General features: G+C 49.1%; 17 protein-coding genes and 2 rRNA genes. 14 read left to right on the top strand and 5 right to left on the bottom strand.

What is annotated here, in order from left to right; all coding sequences use genetic code 11:
- The first annotated feature begins 55 nt into the window (after positions 1-55).
- The 3 genes from BTJ40_RS20985 (at position 56) to BTJ40_RS20975 (ending at position 5,024) form a co-directional block, all read left to right on the top strand.
- A 23S ribosomal RNA gene (locus BTJ40_RS20985) occupies positions 56-2,937 on the top strand.
- A gap of 203 nt (positions 2,938-3,140) precedes the next feature.
- Positions 3,141-3,256 (top strand): 5S ribosomal RNA (gene rrf, locus BTJ40_RS20980).
- 775 nt (positions 3,257-4,031) lie between these two features.
- Positions 4,032-5,024 carry a YncE family protein gene (locus BTJ40_RS20975; protein WP_108734914.1) on the top strand — a complete coding sequence of 331 codons (993 nt, stop codon included), beginning with the start codon at positions 4,032-4,034 and terminating at the stop codon, positions 5,022-5,024.
- 34 nt (positions 5,025-5,058) lie between these two features.
- Here the strand turns inward: BTJ40_RS20975 and BTJ40_RS20970 are convergent, their stop codons facing one another.
- Positions 5,059-5,589: a GNAT family N-acetyltransferase gene (locus tag BTJ40_RS20970; protein WP_108734913.1), complete on the bottom strand. Its 531-nt coding sequence runs from the start codon at positions 5,587-5,589 to the stop codon at positions 5,059-5,061.
- A gap of 209 nt (positions 5,590-5,798) precedes the next feature.
- A complete protein-coding gene (gene dtd / locus BTJ40_RS20965) occupies positions 5,799-6,236 on the bottom strand; it encodes a D-aminoacyl-tRNA deacylase (protein WP_108734912.1) in 438 nt (145 codons plus the stop codon).
- A gap of 86 nt (positions 6,237-6,322) precedes the next feature.
- On the opposite strand from dtd, the gene BTJ40_RS20960 reads away from it, so the two are divergent.
- The 9 genes from BTJ40_RS20960 (at position 6,323) to BTJ40_RS20920 (ending at position 16,075) form a co-directional block, all read left to right on the top strand.
- Entirely contained in the window at positions 6,323-8,431 is a 2,109-nt protein-coding gene (locus BTJ40_RS20960) for a prolyl oligopeptidase family protein (protein ID WP_108734911.1), read from the top strand.
- 225 nt (positions 8,432-8,656) lie between these two features.
- Complete coding sequence (locus BTJ40_RS20955) at positions 8,657-9,646, top strand: SDR family oxidoreductase (RefSeq protein WP_108735380.1); 990 nt, start codon at positions 8,657-8,659, stop codon at positions 9,644-9,646.
- Positions 9,647-9,753: 107 nt separating this feature from the next.
- On the top strand, positions 9,754-10,347 hold the full coding sequence (locus BTJ40_RS20950; RefSeq protein WP_108734910.1) for a DNA-3-methyladenine glycosylase I: 594 nt from the start codon (positions 9,754-9,756) through the stop codon (positions 10,345-10,347).
- A gap of 31 nt (positions 10,348-10,378) precedes the next feature.
- Complete coding sequence (locus BTJ40_RS20945; RefSeq protein ID WP_108734909.1) at positions 10,379-11,200, top strand: mechanosensitive ion channel family protein; 822 nt, start codon at positions 10,379-10,381, stop codon at positions 11,198-11,200.
- Between the two features lie 188 nt (positions 11,201-11,388).
- The gene (locus BTJ40_RS20940) at positions 11,389-13,281 is read left to right on the top strand and encodes a DUF885 family protein (protein WP_108734908.1); all 1,893 of its coding nucleotides are present in this window, start codon (positions 11,389-11,391) and stop codon (positions 13,279-13,281) included.
- 131 nt (positions 13,282-13,412) lie between these two features.
- Positions 13,413-13,994 (top strand): hypothetical protein, encoded by a 582-nt coding sequence (locus BTJ40_RS20935; RefSeq protein ID WP_108734907.1) that lies wholly within the window; start codon positions 13,413-13,415, stop codon positions 13,992-13,994.
- Between the two features lie 13 nt (positions 13,995-14,007).
- Positions 14,008-14,778, top strand: a complete 771-nt coding sequence (locus tag BTJ40_RS20930; protein ID WP_108734906.1) for a hypothetical protein — start codon at positions 14,008-14,010, stop codon at positions 14,776-14,778.
- Between the two features lie 32 nt (positions 14,779-14,810).
- Entirely contained in the window at positions 14,811-15,293 is a 483-nt protein-coding gene (locus BTJ40_RS20925) for a GNAT family N-acetyltransferase (RefSeq protein WP_157954185.1), read from the top strand.
- An 11-nt stretch (positions 15,294-15,304) separates the two neighbouring features.
- Positions 15,305-16,075, top strand: a complete 771-nt coding sequence (locus BTJ40_RS20920) for a VIT1/CCC1 transporter family protein (RefSeq protein WP_108734904.1) — start codon at positions 15,305-15,307, stop codon at positions 16,073-16,075.
- A 3-nt stretch (positions 16,076-16,078) separates the two neighbouring features.
- On the opposite strand, the gene BTJ40_RS20915 is transcribed toward BTJ40_RS20920, so the two are convergent.
- Positions 16,079-17,161 (bottom strand): diguanylate cyclase, encoded by a 1,083-nt coding sequence (locus BTJ40_RS20915; RefSeq protein WP_108734903.1) that lies wholly within the window; start codon positions 17,159-17,161, stop codon positions 16,079-16,081.
- Between the two features lie 178 nt (positions 17,162-17,339).
- Between BTJ40_RS20915 and BTJ40_RS20910 the strand changes: the two genes are divergently transcribed.
- Both BTJ40_RS20910 and BTJ40_RS20905 read left to right on the top strand, forming a co-directional pair.
- Positions 17,340-17,861, top strand: coding sequence for a macro domain-containing protein (locus BTJ40_RS20910; RefSeq protein ID WP_108734902.1), 522 nt, complete (start codon positions 17,340-17,342; stop codon positions 17,859-17,861).
- A gap of 1,040 nt (positions 17,862-18,901) precedes the next feature.
- Positions 18,902-19,108 (top strand): hypothetical protein, encoded by a 207-nt coding sequence (locus BTJ40_RS20905; protein ID WP_108734901.1) that lies wholly within the window; start codon positions 18,902-18,904, stop codon positions 19,106-19,108.
- A 115-nt stretch (positions 19,109-19,223) separates the two neighbouring features.
- Here BTJ40_RS20905 and BTJ40_RS20900 read toward each other — a convergent pair whose 3' ends face one another.
- Together BTJ40_RS20900 and typA are read right to left on the bottom strand one after the other, a co-directional pair.
- Positions 19,224-21,230, bottom strand: a complete 2,007-nt coding sequence (locus BTJ40_RS20900) for a glycosyl hydrolase family 18 protein (protein ID WP_108734900.1) — start codon at positions 21,228-21,230, stop codon at positions 19,224-19,226.
- A 493-nt stretch (positions 21,231-21,723) separates the two neighbouring features.
- Positions 21,724-23,532 (bottom strand): translational GTPase TypA, encoded by a 1,809-nt coding sequence (gene typA / locus BTJ40_RS20890; protein WP_108734898.1) that lies wholly within the window; start codon positions 23,530-23,532, stop codon positions 21,724-21,726.
- Between the last annotated feature and the right edge of the window lie 17 nt (positions 23,533-23,549).

The raw sequence follows: 23,549 nt of genomic DNA, 5'->3' as shown, positions 1-23,549 counted from the left end.
TGATTTATTGTTGAGTCTGGATGTTAAAAGTCGTTAGTAGTCGTTTGTGTTGTATGGTCAAGCGACTAAGCGTATACGGTGGATGCCTTGGCAGCTGGAGGCGATGAAGGACGTAGGAGCCTGCGAAAAGTCTAGGGGAGCTGGCACACAAGCTTTGATCCTAGAATGTCCGAATGGGGAAACCCACTCCTTTTAGGAGTATCCATAACTGAATCCATAGGTTATGGAGGCGAACCCGGGGAACTGAAACATCTAAGTACCCGGAGGAAAAGAAATCAACCGAGATTCCCTTAGTAGCGGCGAGCGAACGGGGATTAGCCCTTAAGCTCTTTATGTTTTAGTGGAAGGTTCTGGAAAGTACCGCGATACAGGGTGATAGCCCCGTACACGAAAAGGCATTTAGAGTGAAATCGAGTAGGTCGGGACACGTGTTATCTTGACTGAATATGGGGGGACCATCCTCCAAGGCTAAATACTCCCAGCTGACCGATAGTGAACCAGTACCGTGAGGGAAAGGCGAAAAGAACCCCGGAGAGGGGAGTGAAATAGAACCTGAAACCGTATACGTACAAGCAGTAGGAGCCCTTCGGGGTGACTGCGTACCTTTTGTATAATGGGTCAGCGACTTATTGTCTGTAGCAAGGTTAACCGCTTAGGGGAGCCGTAGAGAAATCGAGTCTTAATAGGGCGTTTAGTTGCAGGCAATAGACCCGAAACCCGGCGATCTATCCATGGGCAGGTTGAAGGTTGAGTAACATCAACTGGAGGACCGAACCCACTAATGTTGAAAAATTAGGGGATGACCTGTGGATCGGAGTGAAAGGCTAATCAAGCCGGGAGATAGCTGGTTCTCCTCGAAAGCTATTTAGGTAGCGCCTCGCGTCTCACCCTCGGGGGTAGAGCACTGTTTGGGCTAGGGGGTCATCCCGACTTACCAACCCCATGCAAACTCCGAATACCGAGGAGTGCAATCGCGGGAGACACACGGCGGGTGCTAACGTCCGTCGTGGAAAGGGAAACAACCCAGACCGCCAGCTAAGGTCCCAAATATCAGTTAAGTGGGAAACGATGTGGGAAGGCCCAGACAGCTAGGAGGTTGGCTTAGAAGCAGCCATCCTTTAAAGAAAGCGTAATAGCTCACTAGTCGAGTCGGCCTGCGCGGAAGATATACCGGGGCTCAAACTGATAACCGAAGCTGCGGATGCTCTTAGGAGCATGGTAGAGGAGCGTTGTGTAAGCCGTTGAAGGTGGATCGGGAGGTCTGCTGGAGGTATCACAAGTGCGAATGCTGACATGAGTAACGATAAGGGAGGTGAAAAACCTCCCCGCCGGAAGACCAAGGGTTCCTGTCCAACGCTAATCGGGACAGGGTTAGTCGACCCCTAAGGCGAGGGCGAAAGCCGTAGTCGATGGGAAACAGGTTAATATTCCTGTACTCGCTATTACTGCGACGGAGTGACGGAGAAGGCTAGGCCAGCATGGCGATTGGTTGTCCATGTTTAAGGTTGTAGGCTGGGGACTTAGGCAAATCCGGGTCCCTAAGGCTGAGAACTGATGACGAAGCCCACTTAGTGGGTGAAGTGGTTGATGCCCTGCTTCCAGGAAAAACTTCTAAGCTTCAGGTAATAGTGAATCGTACTCTAAACCGACACAGGTGGTCAGGTAGAGAATACCAAGGCGCTTGAGAGAACTCTGGTGAAGGAACTAGGCAAAATGGTACCGTAACTTCGGGAGAAGGTACGCCGGTTTTGGTGATGGGACTTGCTCCCTAAGCTGAGGCCGGTCGAAGTGACCAGGTGGCTGCGACTGTTTATTAAAAACATAGCACTCTGCAAACTCGTAAGAGGACGTATAGGGTGTGACGCCTGCCCGGTGCCGGAAGGTTAATTGATGGGGTTAGCTTCGGCGAAGCTCTTGATCGAAGCCCCGGTAAACGGCGGCCGTAACTATAACGGTCCTAAGGTAGCGAAATTCCTTGTCGGGTAAGTTCCGACCTGCACGAATGGCGTAACGATGGCCACGCTGTCTCCACCAGAGACTCAGTGAAATTGAAATCGCTGTTAAGATGCAGTGTACCCGCGGCTAGACGGAAAGACCCCGTGAACCTTTACTACAGCTTTGCACTGAACTTTGAGCCTATTTGTGTAGGATAGGTGGGAGGCTTTGAAGCAGCGACGCTAGTTGTTGTGGAGCCGTCCTTGAAATACCACCCTGGTATGTTTGAGGTTCTAACTCTGGTCCGTTATCCGGATCGAGGACAGTGTATGGTGGGTAGTTTGACTGGGGCGGTCTCCTCCCAAAGAGTAACGGAGGAGTACGAAGGTGCACTCAGCATGGTCGGAAATCATGCAATGAGCATAATGGTATAAGTGCGCTTGACTGCGAGACAGACATGTCGAGCAGGTACGAAAGTAGGTCATAGTGATCCGGTGGTTCTGTATGGAAGGGCCATCGCTCAACGGATAAAAGGTACTCCGGGGATAACAGGCTGATACCGCCCAAGAGTTCACATCGACGGCGGTGTTTGGCACCTCGATGTCGGCTCATCACATCCTGGGGCTGAAGCCGGTCCCAAGGGTATGGCTGTTCGCCATTTAAAGTGGTACGCGAGCTGGGTTTAGAACGTCGTGAGACAGTTCGGTCCCTATCTGCCGTGGGCGTTGGAGATTTGAGAAGAGTTGCTCCTAGTACGAGAGGACCGGAGTGAACGAACCTCTGGTGTTCCGGTTGTCACGCCAGTGGCATTGCCGGGTAGCTATGTTCGGACGGGATAACCGCTGAAAGCATCTAAGCGGGAAGCCTCCTTCAAGATAAGATCTCCCTGAGGCCTTGAGCCTCCTGAAGGGCCGTGGAAGACTACCACGTTGATAGGCTGGGTGTGGAAGCGTTGTGAGGCGTTGAGCTAACCAGTACTAATTGCCCGTGCGGCTTGACCATACAACAGAGATGGTTACTAACGACTAGCGAAGCTAGCGGATTGTGAGTTAGAGACATATGATCGCTTGCGGTGTATTACTACAGATTGTTTTACCGACTTATTTGGGGTTATCGCCGGTCAACAACATGACCGAGGCAAACAGCGATAACGCGGCAGGCCAAGCACATTGCTTATAAGACCAACGCCAACCCAAGCCAGTTTGCCTGACGACAATAGAGTTGTGGAACCACCTGATCCCTTGCCGAACTCAGAAGTGAAACGCAACATCGCCGATGGTAGTGTGGGGCTTCCCCATGTGAGAGTAGGTCATCGTCAGGCTTCTAATCCGAAAGGGCCACCCAACAGGGTGGCCCTTTTTTTATGGCTGAAAAAAATGATTAAAAAAATAAAGCCCTCAACAAAAACACAAATAGAAAAATAATTAAAAATTAATTTTTGCGGTCTGATTTGAATTTGAAAAAATCAGATAAATTAAAAATAAATAAGAAAAAAACAAAAAATAATCCCAGCTGATTTAACCGGTCTGCCACTCGAAAAAATAAACCGCTAAAAATAGGTATTTAAGCTGACTTCCAGCCAACTCTTCCAGGCTTTACTCAAAAAATGACTCAGTAAAAAGCAAATTAAAAACAAGAAAAAGTACCGCTACCACTCCCGCCAAAAATTAGAATTAGCCCAAAAAACTATCGGTGATTTTTTAGTCGTTATATTAAATCCCTGTAACCACGGGCCCTGTAGCCCATTTATTAAAGTTATACACAAGTCTATCCAGCCTTTCTGTTAGTAACGTTCTGGTCCTACTTTTAGTGGATAACCTGACACTTTTTTCGTTGGTTTTTTAATCGAATTATTTTACTGCACGAAATCAAAGGCTTTCAGATCTCTATCCAAAAGTTATACACAGCACTATCCAAGAATTCTGTTAGTAACAACTCTGTAATGAAGAAAACGTCTAAAAAGTTCTATTTTTGCGATCTATCATCCAGTGTTGCAGTGGATAACCAGGGCTGACTTATCAGTTCTAAAAATCTTGCTGGGGTGCGGTGTGAAGGAAGCATTCTATCAGCGACAAATTGCTCCGAGAGGCTTGCTAATGAGAGTTCTACTTTTAATTTCTATGTCATTAGTACTTTTAGCTGCTGGAGCACTAAGGGCGCAGACGTTGGTGGTAGGAAATAAGTATGAGGGCACAGTGAGTTTTATTGACCTGGAATCCGGCCAAGAGATTAAGAAGCCGGAAACTGGAGGTTCGCCCCATGAATTAATAGTGTCGCCGGATAAATCTAAAGTTGTGGTGGTTTCTTACCTTGAAGATGGCTATGTGGGAGAAGAGCTGAATGTATTCGATATCGCGAGCGGTAAGCGCCTGAAAAGAATTGATATCAGTCCACACAAAGGCCCTCACGGTATCGCTTGGCTGGGCGATAGCAATAATGTGATTGTTACGACAGAAGAAACCAGCGACGTGATAAAGGTGGATGTGGCTGAAGGAAAAGTATTGGGCGTTGCCCGTACTGATCAGGTAGGTAGCCATATGCTTGCACTATCACCTGATCTGAAGACCGCCTACGTTACTAGCCGGGGGTCGGCTACGTTCAGTGTAATTGATACAGAGACTATGGAGTTGAAATCTACAATACCGGCAGGGGATGGGCCGGAGGCGGTGTGGGTAAGCCCCGATAATAGCGAGCTATGGATAGGAAATAATCAGTCAGAAAATATCTTTATTTTCGATACTGAAACGTTAAAGCAAAAAGAAACGATAGATGTTGGTTTTCTGCCTATCCGAATTAGGTTTCACCCTGATGGCGAAGTGGTAGCTGTAGCAGACTTAAATGGCAATCGTATACTCGTGTATGACGCCAAGACCCGTAAACAGTTACATGAGATTGATGTCGGCAGCGCAGGGGCCAGACAACCAGCATCGCTATTTTTCTCTCCGGACGGAAAGTTTTTATTTGCCGGTTCTCAGAGAGACGGAAAAGTTGTTGAAATAGATACCGCAACTTGGAAAGTTAAGCGTATATTTAATGCGGGACAAGGGTCAGATGGTATTGAGTGGAGCCCAGTAAATATTGAAAAATAAAAATATATTCAGGCTCCATGGTGAAAATTCTTGTTTATATCGGGACCGTATAAATCTTTAAGTCCTGAAAAACTCCATCAATCGAATAGTAGTTTGGAATAGTATCACTGTGCACGCCACCCACACGCTCAGCTACGGCTATGCTGGCTCTATTTTCAGATAAACAGTGAATTTTTAAAGCTTGGATCTTATGTCGATCTTTTAAGTAGCAAGACACCCTGCTCACAATCCGTGTCATGACCCCCTTGCCGTGACTGCTTTTACAGAGCCAGTACCCTATTTCGGCATTTTTTTTCTTGGAGTCAATTTCTTTAATGCCAAAGACTCCTACTACTTTGCCTGACAAACAAACCTTATACCAGGATGCCCCGAAGCTTTTACTGAAAATTCTATCGGCTATATATTTTTCTGTTGTCCCTAAGTCGACAACAACTTTCGCCCAGTAGAGATATTTTTCCAGTAGTGGCCGGTTATTTTCGATCAAGTCAAAGATGATCTTTGCATCACTAGGCATAAGTGGATCGAGTTTGATTTCAGAGTCTATTGCTATGCATTCTACAGCCATATTTTTTCTCTATTTTCAGCCCTATTATTTCCCATAAAATTCGGAAAAATATTCTGCTAATTGTGATGCTGGAGCTAATTAATTAGCATGACTTATGCGACTATTTTTAAATCAGGTTAGATTGAGTTTCTTGCGATTTATAGTATTAGTTATTATCTCTGTTACTCGGTAAAACTGGATTAATTCACTGGAAGTAGATCGCTGGTGCGCTAGGTTTCCAGCATAAAAGTTACCGGACCATCATTGATTAGTGATATCTGCATGTCGGCTGCAAATACTCCGCTGGCCACTGGGGAGAACTGAGCTTTGGAGCTATTAATAAAATAATTGTAAAGCTCCTGCGCGTATTCTGGAGATGCGCCACGGCTAAAGCTAGGGCGTAAGCCTCGATCGGTTTCAGCGACCAACGTGAACTGACTGACGATTAGCAGTCCGCCACCCGCTTTGGTGAGATTGAGATTCATGCGCCCTTTTTCGTCGGGAAAGATACGGTAGTTAAGAACCTTATTCAGTAGCTTATCCGCGCTATCGGTGGTGTCTTGGGCCTCAATGCCCAGTAGCAGGAGGATGCCTTTTTCGATAGCCCCAACTGACCGCCCAGCCACGTTAACTTGGGCATGGCTTACCCTTTGGATCAATCCTTTCATCTCACTTCTCTCCGTCTGTCTGGAACCAAGCGTTCAAATCGCCTAGATTAGCGGACTGATCCAAGTAGAGAAACCGAGAATACGGTATGAAGAGAGAGCTAGTGGCACTGGTTGCCGGTGCACTTGCTGCGGTGAGTGTTCACGCAGCTGATGACTATCCGGGCAGTAAGCAGGGTACACAAATTGATGAATATTTTGGCCAAAAGGTGGCCGATCCTTATCGCTGGATGGAGGATATGTCCAGTGATGAGGTTAAGAACTGGGTTGGTGCACAGAATAACTATGCCCTGCCACGCTTGAAGGACCTGCCGGGGTGGCAAAAAATCAATGACCGTCTGGCAGAGCTGTGGCGCTACGAGCGCTATGGAGTGCCCTACAAGAAGGGTGATAGCTATTACTACAGCTACAACACTGGTGATTGGGATCAAAATGTCTTCTACAAGGCTACAGACCTGGCTGGGGAAGGTAATACGGTGTTGGACCCACGCACCCTCAGCGATGATGGCACTATTGCTGCCAAGCGTCTCAGGGTCAGCCCCAAGGGACACTACCTGGCTTACGGCACCTCTGATGGAGGCACAGACTGGACCGACTACCGAATTCGTGACTTGAAGACTGGTAAAGACCTCAAGGAACGACTCACCGGTATCAAGTTCAGTGGTGCCAGCTGGGCGCCTGATGAATCGGGTTTTTACTACAGCCGCTATCCCTTCAACGAAGATGGCAGTGCGGATGATAGTCAGCAGGTGGCCGTATACTTCCATAGGCTGGGTGAACCTCAGGAGAAGGATCAGTTGATCTACAGGATCACCGATCACCCAACCCGGAATCCAGAAGCCTTTGTTAGTCACGATGGTGACTACCTGCTTTTCTCCATCTTTGATGGATATGACTCCAATGGCCTCTATTACCGTGACCTTCGCAGCAAGAATGCGAAAGTTGTGAAGTTACTCGACCAGTGGGACGGCTTGTATGAATTCCTCGGTAATGAAGGGGGGACTTTCTTTGTAAAAACGTCTGCGAATGCACCTTTAGGTCGTGTCATTGCTATTGATCTGGACAAGCCTCAGCCAAAATACTGGCGAGACCTGATACCGGAGAGTAAAAGTACCCTGAAGAGCGTTAACTTCATGGGCGATCGCTTTGTATTGCATTACCTGGAAGACGCCAAGTCCCGTGTCTTGGTCACTGATATTAAAGGTAAGAAGCAGTATGAGTTGAAGTTACCAGGAGTGGGGTCTGTGTCCGGCCTGGGTGGCGATCAGGATGAAGTGGAGACCTTCTACTCGTTCAGTAACTTTATTACTCCGCCGAGTATTTATCACCTGAATGTACAAACTGGCGAGACGAAGCTGTTTAAGCAGCCTAAGTATGCTGCTGACTTTTCTGATTTGACCGTAAGCCAGCACTTCTACAAGAGTAAGGACGGCACGTCCATTCCTATGTTCCTCGTGCACAGGAAAGGGATGAAGCGTGACGGCTCTAACCCAACACTGCTGTATGGTTACGGTGGGTTTAATGTTTCTATATTGCCGCGCTTTTACAACCACTTTGCCGGTTGGCTGGATATGGGGGGAACTCTGGCGATAGCAAACCTTCGCGGAGGCAGTGAGTATGGTGAGGCCTGGCATCAGGCGGGCACCAAAACCCAGAAACAGAACGTCTTCGATGACTTTATTGCGGCGGCAGAGTGGCTTATTGATGAGAAGGTGACTTCCCCTCAGAAACTGGCAATTAATGGACGCTCGAACGGTGGCTTATTGGTAGGTGCTACCTTGGCACAACGCCCGGACCTGTTTGCTGCTGCCCTGCCAGCAGTAGGTGTATTGGATATGCTTCGCTATCACACCGCCTCTGCAAATGCCCGTCAATGGTCCAGTGATTATGGCCTGAGTGAAGATAGGGAGCAGTTTGAAGCGCTTTACTCCTACTCACCGGTGCATAACACCCGCGAGGGCACCTGTTACCCGGCAACCCTGATCACTACTGCGGATCGCGATGATCGCGTAGTACCTTGGCACAGCTATAAGTTCGCCGCCGCGTTGCAAAAGGACCAGGGGTGTAAGAGCCCGGTTTGGTTGGCGGTAGAGACCCGTGCAGGGCACGGTGCTGGCAAGCCGGTGTGGATGCAGGTAGAAGATTTTGCTAATCAGTGGAGTTTTATCGCTTACCATCTGGGTATGAAAATCAAATAGCTGTCCTATAAATCCAGCTTAAAGGGAAAGTGATTGTTGTTACACAAAGTTACCCTACCTTGAGCTGGATAGACTTCCGGGCCTGTTACTCCAGAGAAACCATGAGTGTGGCCCGCTCTGCCGGAGCAGTTGTATCGCCAACCGGTCTGCCCTTCCGGAGGGAGGTGGCTTCGGCAGAGCTTATCACTGGGTTTGAATAACGATAACAACTCATCCGGTGGATTTATGAAACACGCATTTGTAACCGGGGGTACCGGTTTTCTCGGCGCTAATTTGGTAGAGCAATTAGTTGGCGACGGGTGGAAAGTTACCGCTATGCACCGGCGCACCTCAAATACTGATATGTTGCACTCCCTTGGAGTAGACTTGGTTGAGGCCTCATTAAATGACACCAACTCCCTGCAGGCTGCGATTCCAGATAATGTCGATGCACTTTTCCATATGGCTGCCAATACCAGCATGTGGCGCGGCGGTAATGCCCAGCAGTGGAAAGATAATGTTGAGGGGGCGGCGAATATTGCCAAGGTGGCCAGGAAAAAAAATGTAGGGCGTATGGTGGTGACCAGCTCAATATCTGCCTACGGCTACCACAAGGAAAGAATTACAGAGAAAAGTGATAAGTTGGCAGACGATCCCCGTCATCACTATCTGTACACAAAAAAAAGAGAGGAAATTGCAGTCCGCAAGGAAATTGAACGAGGGCTGGATGCGGTATTTCTTAACCCTTGTGCAATTGTGGGTAAATATGATACCAGCAGCTGGGCGCAGACATTTTTTTTGATAGATAAAAATCAACTTCCAGGAGTTCCGCCGGGCTGGGGATCTTTTTGCCATGCCGGCGCAGTTGCGCGAGCACATATCAATGCCGTTGAAAAAGGATGTTGTGGAGAAAATTATATCTTGGCCGGGACTGATGCCAGCTTTTTAGAGTTCTTCGGGAAGATTGCAGAATTGCTGAAAAAACCTGTACCAAAACGTACCACGCCAGCTTTCATGATTCAATCTATAGCTTGGTTTTCCGATCTTTGGTCTCGTGTGACAGGGCAGGAGCCGGTTATTACTCCAGAGAAGGCTACTTTGGTAACACGGAGAGTTGTAGCCAGTAGTGCAAAAGCTGAACGTGAACTCGATTATGAGTCTGGCGTGTCATTGGATACTATGTTGTGCGAATGTCGCGACTGGCTAGTGAAAAAGAAATTATTGGAGTCGAAGTGAATCGTAATAATATTATATTTGGGTTAGTTGCTTTGTTATTGGTATTACAATTAATTCAATATTATTTTTTTTCCGGCGCAAATTAGTCATTAAATAGGGAAGTAAATATGACGGAAAAGCGTTGTGATTGGTGCCTGTCTACGCCACTTTATCAGAGTTACCACGATGAAGAGTGGGGTAGGCCGGTTACTGATGAGCAAACCCTGTTTGAATTTTTGTTGCTGGAAGGGGCCCAAGCTGGTTTATCCTGGATTACTGTTCTCAATAAACGGGAGAATTATCGTAAACTCTTCGATAATTTCGACGCTGACAAAATTGCCAGATACACTCCTAAAAAAATAGAGAAATTACTGCTTAACCCGGGAATTATTCGCAATCGGCTCAAAGTTGAATCGGCTATTAAGAATGCACGGGCAACGCTTGAACTGCGGGATCGCGGTATTTCCCTGAAGGATTTCCTTTGGCAGTTCACCGACGGTAAGGTGATCATTAATCGCCCCCGCACTATGAAGCAGGTACCCGCGACTACAGCCGAATCCGATGCGATGAGTAAGGCCTTAAAAAAGGCCGGTTTCAGTTTTGTTGGGTCAACCATTATGTATGCACATATGCAGGCTACCGGAATGGTCAATGATCACCTGGAAACTTGTCCGGCTCATCAGCGCTGTATCAATGAGGCGCAGAGCTTAGGATTAGCTTGAATTTGAGATCAGGTCTTATTCCTGGAGATCAATGAATATTAATAGCTTATCGAATGAATACTGGCCTCAATTGACAGAGTTGTCCCTAAAGCTGGGGGCCGCATTACTAGTGGTTTTGGCGACGCTTCTTGCAGTTCATCTTGCCCGCCGGGCTGTTAATCGATTGCCGGAACGCCTTGATATTACCTTGCGCCCAGTACTGCGCAGTGTGTCCTGTTGGGCGATTTATATTGTTGGCGCTCTGCTGGTGTTGGATGTCTTCGGTATTAATACCACCAGTTTGATAGCCCTGCTGGGCGCTACTGGCGTAGCAGTAGCACTTGCCCTAAAAGATACCTTGCAAAATATTGCTTCAGGTTTCCTGTTATTGGGTTTGCGGCCGTTTCGCGTCGGGGATGTGATTCAGTTCGGTACTACCATGGGCACTGTGCGTGAAGTGGGAATGTTTACCACTGAGCTGGATACCATTGATGGGTTGCGTATTAGCGCACCCAACAGTGCTATCTGGGGGCAAGTGCTCACCAACTTCAGCCGCAATAAGACTCGCCGTTTTGAGATAGTGGCGAGTATTGCCTATGGCGATGATATTGATACCGGTTTAGCAGTATTGCGTCGCATGGTAGCAGAGGAGCCCCGTATTCTCGCTGAGCCGGAGCCCAGTTTTGCCGTAAAGGAACTTGCTGACAGCGCAGTCAATTTGCAATTGAGGGCCTGGGCTGCCAATGATCAATACTGGGAAGTCTACTGGTCTCTGATGCAGCAGCTTAAGCCTGCACTTGAGGCGGAGGGCTTAACGGTTCCCTTCCCCCAGCGAGAGCTGCATATCGTGGATCGGACAGCAGGGAGACGTTAGACCATTACTGCAAGGTCACTTGTGGCAATACCTTCCTTCTGATATCACACCCGCCTAGATCAAAATCTCCGATTTGCCTCAACTCAACGCAAACATATGGCGTTCTGGGGGGCATGAATCGACACTTCACCGATTTCGTGTCAAAGTTAGCGGCGTTTTTTTGTACAACTTTTGATCGAGATAGGAAGATGCCGATAAAGCTGAACAATCCACTTATCCCTAGCCTGCTGGCTGTCGCGATCCTTGCGGGCTGTCAGGGTGACAAGAGTGCTCAAGCTGGAGCCAGCGTAGATAAGCCCCAGAATATTGTTGCCGAGGCTTCAGTCACTGTAGATGCGGTTGCCGAAACCCAGCGCCTGACTGAGTGGCTGGATGAGCGCTATGAGGAGCAGCTGCAGTTCAGCCCGATTCAGCTGTCCTACCTGGGCCGTAAAGATCAATACGACCAGATTGATGATATGAGCGAGGCCGCAGAGGCTCGCAGGCTGGCCTGGCAGGAAAAGAGTGTCGAAGAACTCAAGAAGAATTTCGACTACAGCAAGCTGAATCAGGAGGGTAAAACTTCCTACGATATCTGGATTTATCAGTTTGAACAGGCCAAGGCTGCTGCACCGTTTATCCGCCACGGCTATATCTTTGAGCAGATGGGAGGCGCGCAATCGCAGCTGCCCAACTTCCTGCTGAACTTCCACAAAGTGGATAACATTGAAGATATGCAGGCGTATATCACCCGTATCGGTGGTATTTCCCGTGCGATCAACCAGTTGCTTGATCGCGCCAAGCTGTCAGCCAAGGAAGGTATTCGTCCCCCGCGCTTTGCCTATGAGGGTGCGATTGAACAGTCAAGCAAGCTGATTGAAGGTGCGCCTTTCACCGATGGTGAAGACGCGCCCCTATGGACCGGTGCCAAAGGCAAAATCGCAGAGCTGCTTGAAGCCGGCACTATTGACCAGAAGCAGGCAGACAAGCTGACTGCAGAAGCGCGTAAGGCTTTAGAGACAGAATTCTTCCCTGCCTATCAGGGCCTGGTTGCCTGGCTCAAGGCGGATATGGAGAAAACCTCAGCAGAACCGCAAGGTGCGAGCAGCCTGCCCAATGGTATGGCCTTCTACAATCATCGCCTGGCCAACACCACCACTACAGAGCTCACCGCTGACCAGATTCACAATATCGGTCTCGAAGAAGTGGCGCGTATCCGTGGTGAGATGGAAACGATCAAAAAGCAGGTGGGTTTCGAGGGAAGCCTGCAGGACTTCTTCAAGTTTATCCGTGAAGATGGCCAGTTCTACTACCCGAATACCGACGAAGGCCGCCAGGGCTACCTGGATGACTCAACGGCATTTTTGGATAACATTACCAAGAAGTTGCCGGAATACTTTGGCCTGCTGCCGAAAGCCGAGTTGGTCGTAAAGCGGGTTGAAGCTTTCCGCGAGCAGGATGGCGGTGCCCAGCACTACTACCCCGGCACTCCAGATGGTTCCCGCCCGGGTATTTACTATGCGCACCTGTCCGATATGAGTGCCTACTCCACGACTGATATGGAAACCGTCGCCTATCACGAGGGCAACCCCGGTCACCATATGCAGATCTCTATTGCTCAGGAGCTGGAGGGTATCCCACAGTTTCGTACCCAGGCCCACTTCACTGTTTACGTAGAGGGCTGGGCGCTGTACTCCGAGAAACTGGCCAAGGAAATGGGAGCATATGAAGATCCCTACAACTTATTTGGTCATCTGACTGCTGAAATGTGGCGCGCTATTCGCTTAGTCGTCGATACCGGCCTGCATGCTAAAGATTGGAGCGAAGAGCAGGCAGTGGAGTACTTCCTGGAAAACTCCGCAATTCCCGAAACAGCGGTTCGTTCCGAAGTGCGCCGTTACCTGACTTGGCCGGGTCAGGCTACTGCTTACAAAATCGGTATGCTGAAGATCCAGGAGCTGCGCAAGCAGGCTGAGGATCAACTGGGCGAAAAGTTCGATATTCGCGGATTCCACGATACTGTATTGGGTGGTGGTGCTCTGCCTGTACCAGTTTTGGAGAGCCGCGTGGCTTCCTGGGTTGAATCAGTGAAGCAATCATAAGCTTCTGTTCTGACCCCAATAAAAAAGCCGGGCTATGCCCGGCTTTTTTATTGGGCCTATTTCTGTGAATATCGTCTGTGTATAGGGGAAGGCTGGTTTTCCCTGCGATTTTTATTTATGGACAGTTCACAATGGATACAAATATATACTCCGCTCCGGAGTCTGAATTAGATATTGTCTCGGAGGGTGAGGCACAATTTTATGTAGTGTCACCAACCAAGTTCTGGGTGATGAGTCTCGGCACTATGGGGCTGTATTCTGTTTATTGGTTTTACCGTCATTGGTCAGAATATCGGCGTGTCAGTGGCGAGGATATGTGGCCGGTTATGCGGGCGATATTCTCTATCTTTTTCACTCACTCCCTTTTTTCGAGAATTCAAAGTCGTATCGAGGAGGCCGGGCTAGATTACCGTTGGGCTCCCGGGCTTTGGGCCACATTTTATGTGGTTTTTGCGATTGCCGGATCTGTTGCTGACAGGGTTTCTTATTATTCCGATGAGATTTCATTGATCGATTTAATCAGTATCCTTTTATTGCCCTTGATGCTGTGGCCACTCTATGAGGGACAGAAGGCTGCCAATACGGTTAATGGTGATATTTCGGGGCGCGCGAATTCAAAGTTTACCCCTTGGAATTTAATCTGGCTGGCAATAGGTGCTGTGTTATGGGCATTTGTTATTTTTGGGATCTATTTTTTACTGGGCTTTGAGTAAAAGGGAGCTAGCTATGAAGAATATAGGAATTTTTGCCTTAGCACTGGTATTACAGTTTTTCAGCTCCTTTTTGTGCGCGGAAACTACACCCACAGAAATTACTGTGCGTGCTAAGGCTATGGATGCCAAGTTTATCGGTACCTCTATCGGCGGTGCTATGGTCATTATCCGCGATGCTGATTCTGGTGAGATTCTCGCCAAAGGACTCACCCAAGGGAGTACCGGGGATACCACAAAGATTATGAAAACGCCCCGCGCGAGGTACCAGCCCATAGCTGATGGTGCTGCACAATTTACCGCTACACTAGATATCAGTGAGCCGATTTTCCTGACAGTGGAAGTTCTGGCTCCATATATTAAAAAGCAGGCCCGGGTGGTCGCGCAGACACAGACCTGGCTGGTTCCGGGTAAGCCGATTACTGGCGATGGGCTGATTGTAGAAATTCCTGGAATGCTGGTGGATTTAATCAGCCCCCAGACACATCTCTATACCGGTTTGGATCAGAGCCCCTTTGAGATTCGTGCCAACGTTGTGATGATGTGTGGCTGTTCACTTACCGATGGCGGTCTTTGGGACGGCAGTAAGATCGAAGTTGTTGCATTGATAAAACGGGATGGCAAACCATTTGCCCGTGTGCCACTGGAGATTCAGGAAATGATGAACACCTTTAGTGCACCCTTTGCGACAGATGTGCCCGGTGTTTATGAAGTTGTGCTGTATGCCTACGATCCCAGGACCGGGAATACCGGTGTTGACCGGGGCAGCTTTATTGTGCGCGATTAAAGTGCGGAATGCCGCCTAAGATATGGACTTCAATGGAAATTCGGCAAGCAACAGATAGCGATCTCGAGGGTATATGGAGTCTATTTTGCGCCGTGCGAAGTAGTGGTGAACTTCGTTACTCAAATAAAATCAGTCGAGAAGCTTTCTCTGCCCAATGGCTCAATGAAGACTTACAGACGTATGTTGCTGAAGAGCTGCCGCACTTATTGGGGGTGTACAAGCTGGGGGTTAACTTTCCAGGTATTAACAGCCATGTTGCGACAGCCAGCTTTTTGGTACACACGGAAGTGCGCGATCGCGGTGTAGGCCGAGCATTGGTCCAGCATGCTATTTCCAGAGCTCAGGATGCTGGTTACCTGCAGATGCAGTTTAACTACGTTCCCAGCGACAACCTGCCGGCAATTACGCTCTATACGGAGTTGGGATTTTCTATTATCGAGACGCTGGACAAAGCATTTACTGACTCCTCGGGAAAGTTGCGGGATGCCTATGTTTTGCAGCGTTTTTTACAGTAGATCGCAGAGTTATGGAACGGCAAAACCCAAGGCGCAAGCAGGATAGCCGAGAAGCTTTAATTGAAGAGCACCGGCCGGAGCGTATTGAAGCGCGCCTGCAGCGCCAGCCGCGATCACAGCAGCTTTCTGATTTTGTCCTGGGAGCGATAGATGGTTGCGTGACCACCTTTGCTATTGTTGCCGGTGCTTTCGGTGCAGGTTTCTCCGAAGCGGTTGTACTTGTAATGGGATTTGCCAACCTTATAGCCGATGGTTTCAGTATGGCGGTGAGTAATTATGAAGCTGCCAGTGTGGAGCGTGAGCAGCGGGCTGCTGCCACGAACACTGAGCGCGAGCATATCGCTCTAGTTCCTGAGGGAGAGAGGGAGGAGATTCGACAGATTTTTTATCAGAAAGGTTTTCGCGGAGAGGTTCTCGATAATATTGTCGCTACCATCACTGCGAACCAAAAGCTGTGGATAGAGACAATGCTGGCGGAAGAGTACGGCATAAGTCGTGCGGAGCATAAACCTCTGAGGGCGGCACTGATGACCTTTGTCGCTTTTCTGTGTGTGGGTGCTATTCCCTTGTTACCCTACCTTCTCCACAGTCTTAATCCCGCCGAACAATTTTATACGAGTGCAGGTTTATCGGCCTGCGCTTTTTTCGCCATTGGGTTGTGTAAAGGCCTGGTGTTTTCCCACTACCTGTTGCTGGCGGGCCTAAAAACCCTGGTATTTGGTGGCAGCGCGGCAGTCCTGGCACTTACCGTTGGCTATCTGTTGCGCCACTTTGTGACTTGATACTTACGCCGCGACCACTTTGTTACGACCGCCGTTCTTGGCTCGATACATACGTTTGTCAGCTTCGGCTAATAGCTGATTGAGAGGTTTGCCGCTGGTGCTGCCCTCGACGACCCCCAGGCTAATCGATATTTTAACCGGGCGTGTATAGCGGCGGCTAAGTGTAGAAACCCTGCGGCGCAGCTTTTCTGCCAGGATACTGCCACCTTTTAAATCCGTATTTGGCAACAGCAGTAAAAATTCTTCGCCGCCCCAGCGCGCCACTATATCTTCGGACCGAGTATTACTTTTCAAAATCTTGGCGACATCCTGCAATACACGGTCGCCAAAGGAGTGACCGTAGGTATCGTTGATCATTTTGAAGTTATCCAAATCACCAATCAAAATGACATATTGATCCTGAAGCTTGTCATTGCGACGTTCCAGTTCGTTAATTGCGCGAAAGGCCTCCCGGCGGTTTGCCAGCCCTGTCAGCGTATCCGTTGCCGCATAGCTCTCCAGTTCCCCGGTTAGCCGTTGGAGCAGTTGCTGGGTCTGGTGACGACTGCTATCGAGAAGAGCTGTCAGGGCGGTGAGAGCACCAAATACTGCAATAAAACGCGCGCGATAGGCCGTGTCATATTTGGCTGTGAGCCCTGGGAAATCCGGGTAAAACAGAATTGCTGCTGTGGCTAAGCCGATGCCCAATAGGGCAGTTGTTCCGGTTTTATAGCCATACAGGTTGATAAAGCCGGGTACCAACATAACTGCCCACATCAAACCGGTATTGTTTACGCCACCGGTGAGCAGTAAGTAGAAATATAGTACCAGTAGGAGAATGCCCACCAGCATGGGTGTTTTTTCAGTGGGGCCAATGATATTGACAGTAATATATGCAAATAAAATTACCACGGCGACGATAAAGAGTGTCGAGGCCTGCAGGATATTGGTAGCGGTAAGGGCAATAATTGCCATGGCCCCGGTGATAGCCATAGCGAATATCAGCATATAAGAGGAAGCCAATATCCGTCTGCGCAGATCTATGCGCTGCACCTCATCAATGGAGGTGGAAATCGCGGGGTTTTGATTGTTATACCCTGAGCTCATAGTCATTCCCGTTGCTATACCGACTGCAACCTTCCGCTTGCTCGGGACCGCCCTGCATCATACAACTATGGGGGTAGCCACTGCCGGAGTGAAGCAATGCTGAGTATAGGGGGAATCGGCCACCGACCAAAGTAGCAAGCTACAGTATCAGTAACTCAAACTTTAGAACTGAGAAATCGTGACACAAATTCAGCTGACTTGTGGTGATATTTTGACGATGTCTGGAGATGCACTGGTGTGTCCAGCGCACAAGCATCTTATTCGGGGGCGGGGACTCTCTGCACAGATTTATGCCCATTGCGGGACTCAACTAATCCCACAGTGTGCCAGTCAAAGAGCCTGCCCAATAGGTGAAGCCCGTTTAACCAGAGCCTATGATTTACCCGTCAATTACCTGTTGCATACCGTTACGCCCCAGTGGAGCAGTGGCGATCAATGGGGTAGCCAGGCAATAGTGCAGTTGAGGCATTGCTATGAAAGTGTTTTGGAGTTGGCGAAAGAGCGTGGCTGCAAAACGATACTGTTTCCGGCACTGGGGGCTGGCACTAACCGCTTTCCTCACGAGATTGCGGCACATCAGGGGTTGGCCGTTTTGCGCGCTTATGCCTCAAGATTCGAGCGACTCACAGTTTGTTTGCACTCACAAACAGCTTTGGCGCAGTGGCAGAAAGTTGAGCAGCGTTTTTATGGTCCTCATTGATGTTTCACGAGTAAGTGAATGAATTACATACTATTTGGCTAATAACCTAGTAAAACACTATTGATTGAATACAGTTAATTGTTCCCCCTGTGACCTAATATGACATATATAAGGTAACTCTACTGTGCAAGCATATAGAGCCATAGCATGTCAGTCTAAGAGGCAATAACTTACCAGGCCGCCCTCCGATCTACTGAGTTGGGAGTTATTCAGATGCTATACAGCCTTTTCTAACGTTTCCTTTGACCAATTAAGTGCCATACCTCCACCTAACCACTTAGTTCTAACGTACTAAATATTACTTTCGCTGGTTGTAAAGAGTTATCTATTCACTAGAGGTAGTTATTAATGATTTAATAAGTATGCCCAATATCTCTGGGGAGATTTTCAATCTAAAAAACTTTTAGTGGCTATGAGTCATTGTAAAGTATGCATACAGAAACAAAAAAATCTATGAAGATATAAGGCATAAATGTTTTTTATGCCGGGGTTAGGAGTCTCCTGAAGTAAAAAAGAAATCCTCTTTTTTACAATTTTTAATGCCGTCTATAAATAGATGGTGCGTTGTTGTTCGCTGCAAGTGAGACTGGCTTGTCATCGCACTTACTCTTTGATTAGTGGCTCCTATAGTTATTTCTTACTTTAAGCATGTAGTATCTCAGCGAGTAGAGTTTCTATCTAAGGGAGCTATCTTGGCCGGTCTAACTAATGAGGGATATATTTTTCAATGCTGCCAGTAATGTTTGTTTCTATAATATTATTTTCCACCCTCTCTAAACTTGAGATATTCAGGGGGCTATGGATTAAGGCAGTCAATCCGTAATAATTTTAGGATTTTCCTGTATTTTTTTGGCTTTTTTACCTTGGGTGGCCCTGGGGGGTAAATCTTTATTTTGTTGGCAGCTCCAGTAGGGTGAAATTTAATTCCTTATTTTCTCTTTTTTTTTGAATAGTATAATTGGAGCCAGATTCAGGCGATTGAAACAACTACCGGTACTGGTTTAGCATGTAAATGTTGGATTCCTGAATACATTTTTAGAATGGATGATAATAATAGAGTTAATTTAGTTGATTATTGGTTGCAGGAATTTGTTGCTTCTTATCCCAGGCTAAGAATTTATCTGCGAGATTCAAATCATATTAAGTACGAGCAAAATTTGACAGATGATGGTATTCGTTGGTTGAAAAACCATTTGTCAAAAGGGAGCTTTGGTGAAGTGATGCATATCTTACTAGATACGCCGTAATGATTTTTTTGGGAACGGACTAAATGATAAATAAAAAGGGCCCGATAAGGGCCCTTTTTTATTAGAAGAAACATTCAGCCGCCTTCCTTGAGGAGACGGCCAAAGTGTATCCAGATTACTGGCACGAGCTTACTTCCCAGTACTGGGGCGCCGCTGATGGGGACCACCAGTTTGGACCAAAGGTAGAAACGTATACCTGGCCTTCGAAGGTTACCAGGTCACCAACTTGGTAGCCTTCGTCACCTGCGTATGGCTGCTGGAACTCAGGGCAGGAAGCAGTTTCGCCTGAACCTTCGTTGCCGTCAGAGTTGTCATCGGAGCCATTGTCAGTGCTGTCGTCGGAGCCGTCGCTGGAGCCATTGTCAGAGCTATCGTCCTCTGTTTGACAGGTGGTTTCGCTCCACAGTGACGGTGCAGCGTCTGGAGACCACCAGTTGGGTTCGTGGTTGGACTCATAGGCAACACCTTCATAGATAACAACGTCACCGATCGAATAACCGGGGTCGCCGGCATATGGCTGCTCGAATGCAACACAGGCGCTGCTTCCGGTACCGCTATCGTCACCGCCGCTTCCGGTGTCACCAGTATCTCCGGTATCTCCGGTATCTCCGGTATCGCCAGTATCTCCGGTATCGCCAGTGTCACCGGTATCGCCAGTGTCACCGGTATCGCCAGTGTCACCAGTATCTCCAGTGTCACCGGTATCTCCGGTATCTCCGGTATCTCCGGTATCTCCGGTATCTCCGGTATCGGAACCGCTCTGTCCGAAGACCTCAAGTGCAGCATCAAGAAGAGGATATTGATAGTCGTTGTTCTCCTGGAGCATTCCACCCCGGAGTTGCCAGATCATCACACCACCCAGACCCTGATCGAGCACGTATTGTGCGCGTTCTGCAATAGAGGTTGTATCTTCGAAAGAAATGAAACCGCCATCTTCGAACCAGCCATAGTGAGTAACTGCTTCAGGATCGTAGGCCGTCTGGAATGAAGAATCGCTCTCCATCTTCTCCACGATCTGGTAGTAGCGTGTTTCGGTGTCAGAGCCCCAGTTGGCGACGTCCTGTCCGGATGCGGCCTCGCCAATTGCGGTAGCGCCTGCCACGCTGCGGCCATAGTGGGACATACCCAGAATGATCTTTTCAGCGGGGATATTACCTTCGGTCATCCACATGTCGCGGCAGCTGTCCGCGTCGAAGCCTTCGTTGACCTGGCCTTCATAAGGATACAGCGGAGAAGTGTGCTGAGCGACGGTGTCCCAGTCACCTCCGAAGTCGTAGGTCATCAGGTTGACGTAGTCGAGGACCTCTCCCACTGCGGCAAAATCATAGCCCTCTTCAGCAATCGAGGGGCCACAAGCTACGGCTGCGGTGAGCTCCAGGCTCTTACCCGTCTCGGCTTCAACTTCATCGAAGCGTTCGCGAAGCTCTGTGAGCAGTATTGTGAAGTTTTCTTTGTCGATCGAACGCCCGCCATTAGGTTCATAGCCGGGATACTCGAAGTCGAGATCGAGGCCATCGAAGTCCCAGTCAGTCAGGAGCGTTACCGCATTCTCAATAAAGGCGGCACGCGCGGTATCGCTCTCCATCATTTCAGAGACTTTATGTGAGAGGGTCCAACCGCCCATGGATAGGATCGCTTTTGCACCGGCGTCGTGTACCGACTTTACGAAACCAGTTTCGTGATCATTCCACCCCTGGCAAACGGCAGGTTGAATACTTGAATCGTATTCACTGTACGGATGCCAAAACTGCGGTGAGCATTTCACCGGGCCGTCACCGGCGCCGCCAGAAAAAGACTGGGTTCCCAGTCCATAGAAAACATAGGGGTCTGTAAAGTAGATGTTGCCATCTTCGTCGTTCCAGGCGAAGGCGTACTGGACGTGAGTGAGTCTGGAGAAGTCCACATTGTCGTGGGTGAAGGATGAGTCGGCCCAGTATTCCCAATCGGCCCAGTAGGCTGATACCCGTTTGGTTGTCTCTTGTGCGCTGACGTTTCCACTTAAGGCGATAGCTGCTGCGAGTGCTGCCGCTGTTTTTAATTTAAACCCAAATTTAGATCCGCGTTCACTGCGGTTGCCCTCCAACATCCTTGTTCGATCCTGAGATTGCAGGAAAGAAAACATTAGATTGACCTCCCATAGGTCTTATTTATGTACGAAGAAATTTGTCGTTATATGTGGAAAAATTTGAATAAATGGAGAGGTAAAAGTTCCGCGGGGAAATGTGGAATAAATGTGCAAGCTGTGGGGATCAGTGGCCGACTGGCTATATTTATTTTCTCTGTAGTTTTGTGAAGGGGACAATAAAAAATGCGCACTTAAAATTTAGTAGCGCTTTCCAGGAAAAACTTTTGTGTCTATTAGCGATAATAATGGTCGATTATTTAACGGCAAAAAAATATATGATTCCTTTTTATGTATAAAAAAAGGGAAAAATTACCGAGCGCTGACGAGCATTATTCGAGACCTCTTGCAGTATTAATTAATGGGCTCCTCGCTGTGTAGTCTTGTCACGGGGCAATTTAAACTTGTTGCTCTTCAGTGACTGGTTTTGTCACGAAATGGCAAAACAAAAAAGGGCCCAAAGGGCCCTTTTTAAAGTTGAAGAAAATACTAATTATTTCTTCGTACGTTTGCGCATATTTTCCTGCAGGATTTTCTTGCGAATGCGGATATGGTTGGGAGTCACCTCAACCAGCTCGTCCTCTTCGATAAACTCCAGTGCCTGCTCCAGGGTATGACGAATGGGCGGAGTCAGGGTCAGGGCTTCGTCGGTGCCGGCAGCGCGGATATTGGTGAGCTGCTTGCCCTTGGTGGGGTTTACCACCAGGTCGTTGCCGCGAGAGTGGATGCCGATAACCTGGCCTTCGTAAATGTCTTCACCGTGGCCGAGGAACAGACGCCCGCGATCCTGCAAGGCGAACAGGGCATAGGCGAGGGTCTTGCCGTTGACCATGGAGACCAGAACGCCGTTGATGCGCTTGGCCACTTCACCCTGTTTTACCGGGCCGTAGTGGTCGAAGATACTGGTCATGATGCCGGAGCCGCTGGTCAGGGTCAGGAACTGGTTGCGGAAACCGATCATGCCGCGGGAAGGCACGATAAAGGTCAGGCGCACACGGCCTTTGCCGTCCGGCTCCATATTGGTGAGTTCGGCTTTACGCAGACCCAGCTCTTCCATAATTGGACCCTGGTGCTGGTCTTCAACGTCGATCACCACTTCCTCGTAAGGCTCGTGGATTTCACCATCGACTTCTTTCTGCACCACTTCCGGGCGGGACACTCCCAGCTCGAAGCCTTCGCGACGCATGGTTTCGATCAGTACTGACAGGTGCAATTCACCGCGACCGGATACGCGGAATTTATCTGGGGAATCACCTTGCTCTACACGCAGGGCCACGTTGTGAATCAGTTCCTGGTCCAGGCGTTCCTTGATATTGCGCGAAGTGACGAACTTGCCGTCCTGGCCGGCAAAGGGAGAGTCGTTCACCTGGAAGGTCATGCTCACGGTGGGCTCGTCCACGCTCAGGGCCGGCAGAGCGTCTGGCGTGTCCGGGTCACACAGAGTGTCGGAGATGTTCAATTCGCCCACCCCGGTGATACACACGATGTCGCCGGCGCTGGCTTGCTCAACCTCTGTGCGCTCAAGACCCAGGTAACCCATAACCTGCAGGACCTTGGCCTTGCGGGAGTTGCCTTCGCGGTCCAGTACCACTACCTGCTGGTTGGGGGTCAGGGTGCCACGGGTAATACGGCCTACGCCGATAACGCCCACATAGCTGGAGTAATCCAGAGCGGAAATCTGCATCTGGAAGGCGCCTTTGGGGTCAACCTTAGGCGGCTCTACCTTGTCCACAATCATCTGGAACAGCGGGGTCATGTCGTCGGCCAGATCGGTGTCGTCGAGGCCGGCGATGCCGTTCAGAGCGGAGGCGTAGACAACCGGGAAGTCCAACTGCTCGTCGGTGGCGCCGAGGCTGTCGAACAGGTCGAATACCTGGTCCATCACCCAGTCAGGGCGCGCGCCGGGGCGGTCGATCTTATTGATTACCACGATCGGGTTGAGTCCCTGCTCAAACGCCTTCTGAGTAACAAAGCGGGTCTGTGGCATGGGGCCGTCTACGGCGTCTACGAGCAGTAGAACAGAATCCACCATGGACAGTACGCGCTCTACTTCACCGCCGAAATCGGCGTGCCCTGGGGTGTCGACAATATTGATGCGGTAGTCATTCCAGCGGATAGCGGTGTTCTTCGCCAGAATGGTGATGCCACGCTCACGCTCTTGATCGTTGGAGTCCATGACGCGCTCGGCGCCTTCGTCGCGGCGGTCGAGAGTGCCGGACTGGGACAACAGCTTGTCCACAAGGGTGGTTTTGCCATGGTCTACGTGGGCGATAATCGCAATATTGCGCAGATTCTCTATCACTGGGGGCCTCTGGGCGT

Origin of the sequence: Microbulbifer sp. A4B17, from assembly GCF_003076275.1 — a bacterium.
GTDB lineage: Bacteria > Pseudomonadota > Gammaproteobacteria > Pseudomonadales > Cellvibrionaceae > Microbulbifer.
The sequence above is the reverse complement of the archived record's forward strand: the minus strand, read 5'-3'. Positions and strand labels throughout refer to the sequence as shown.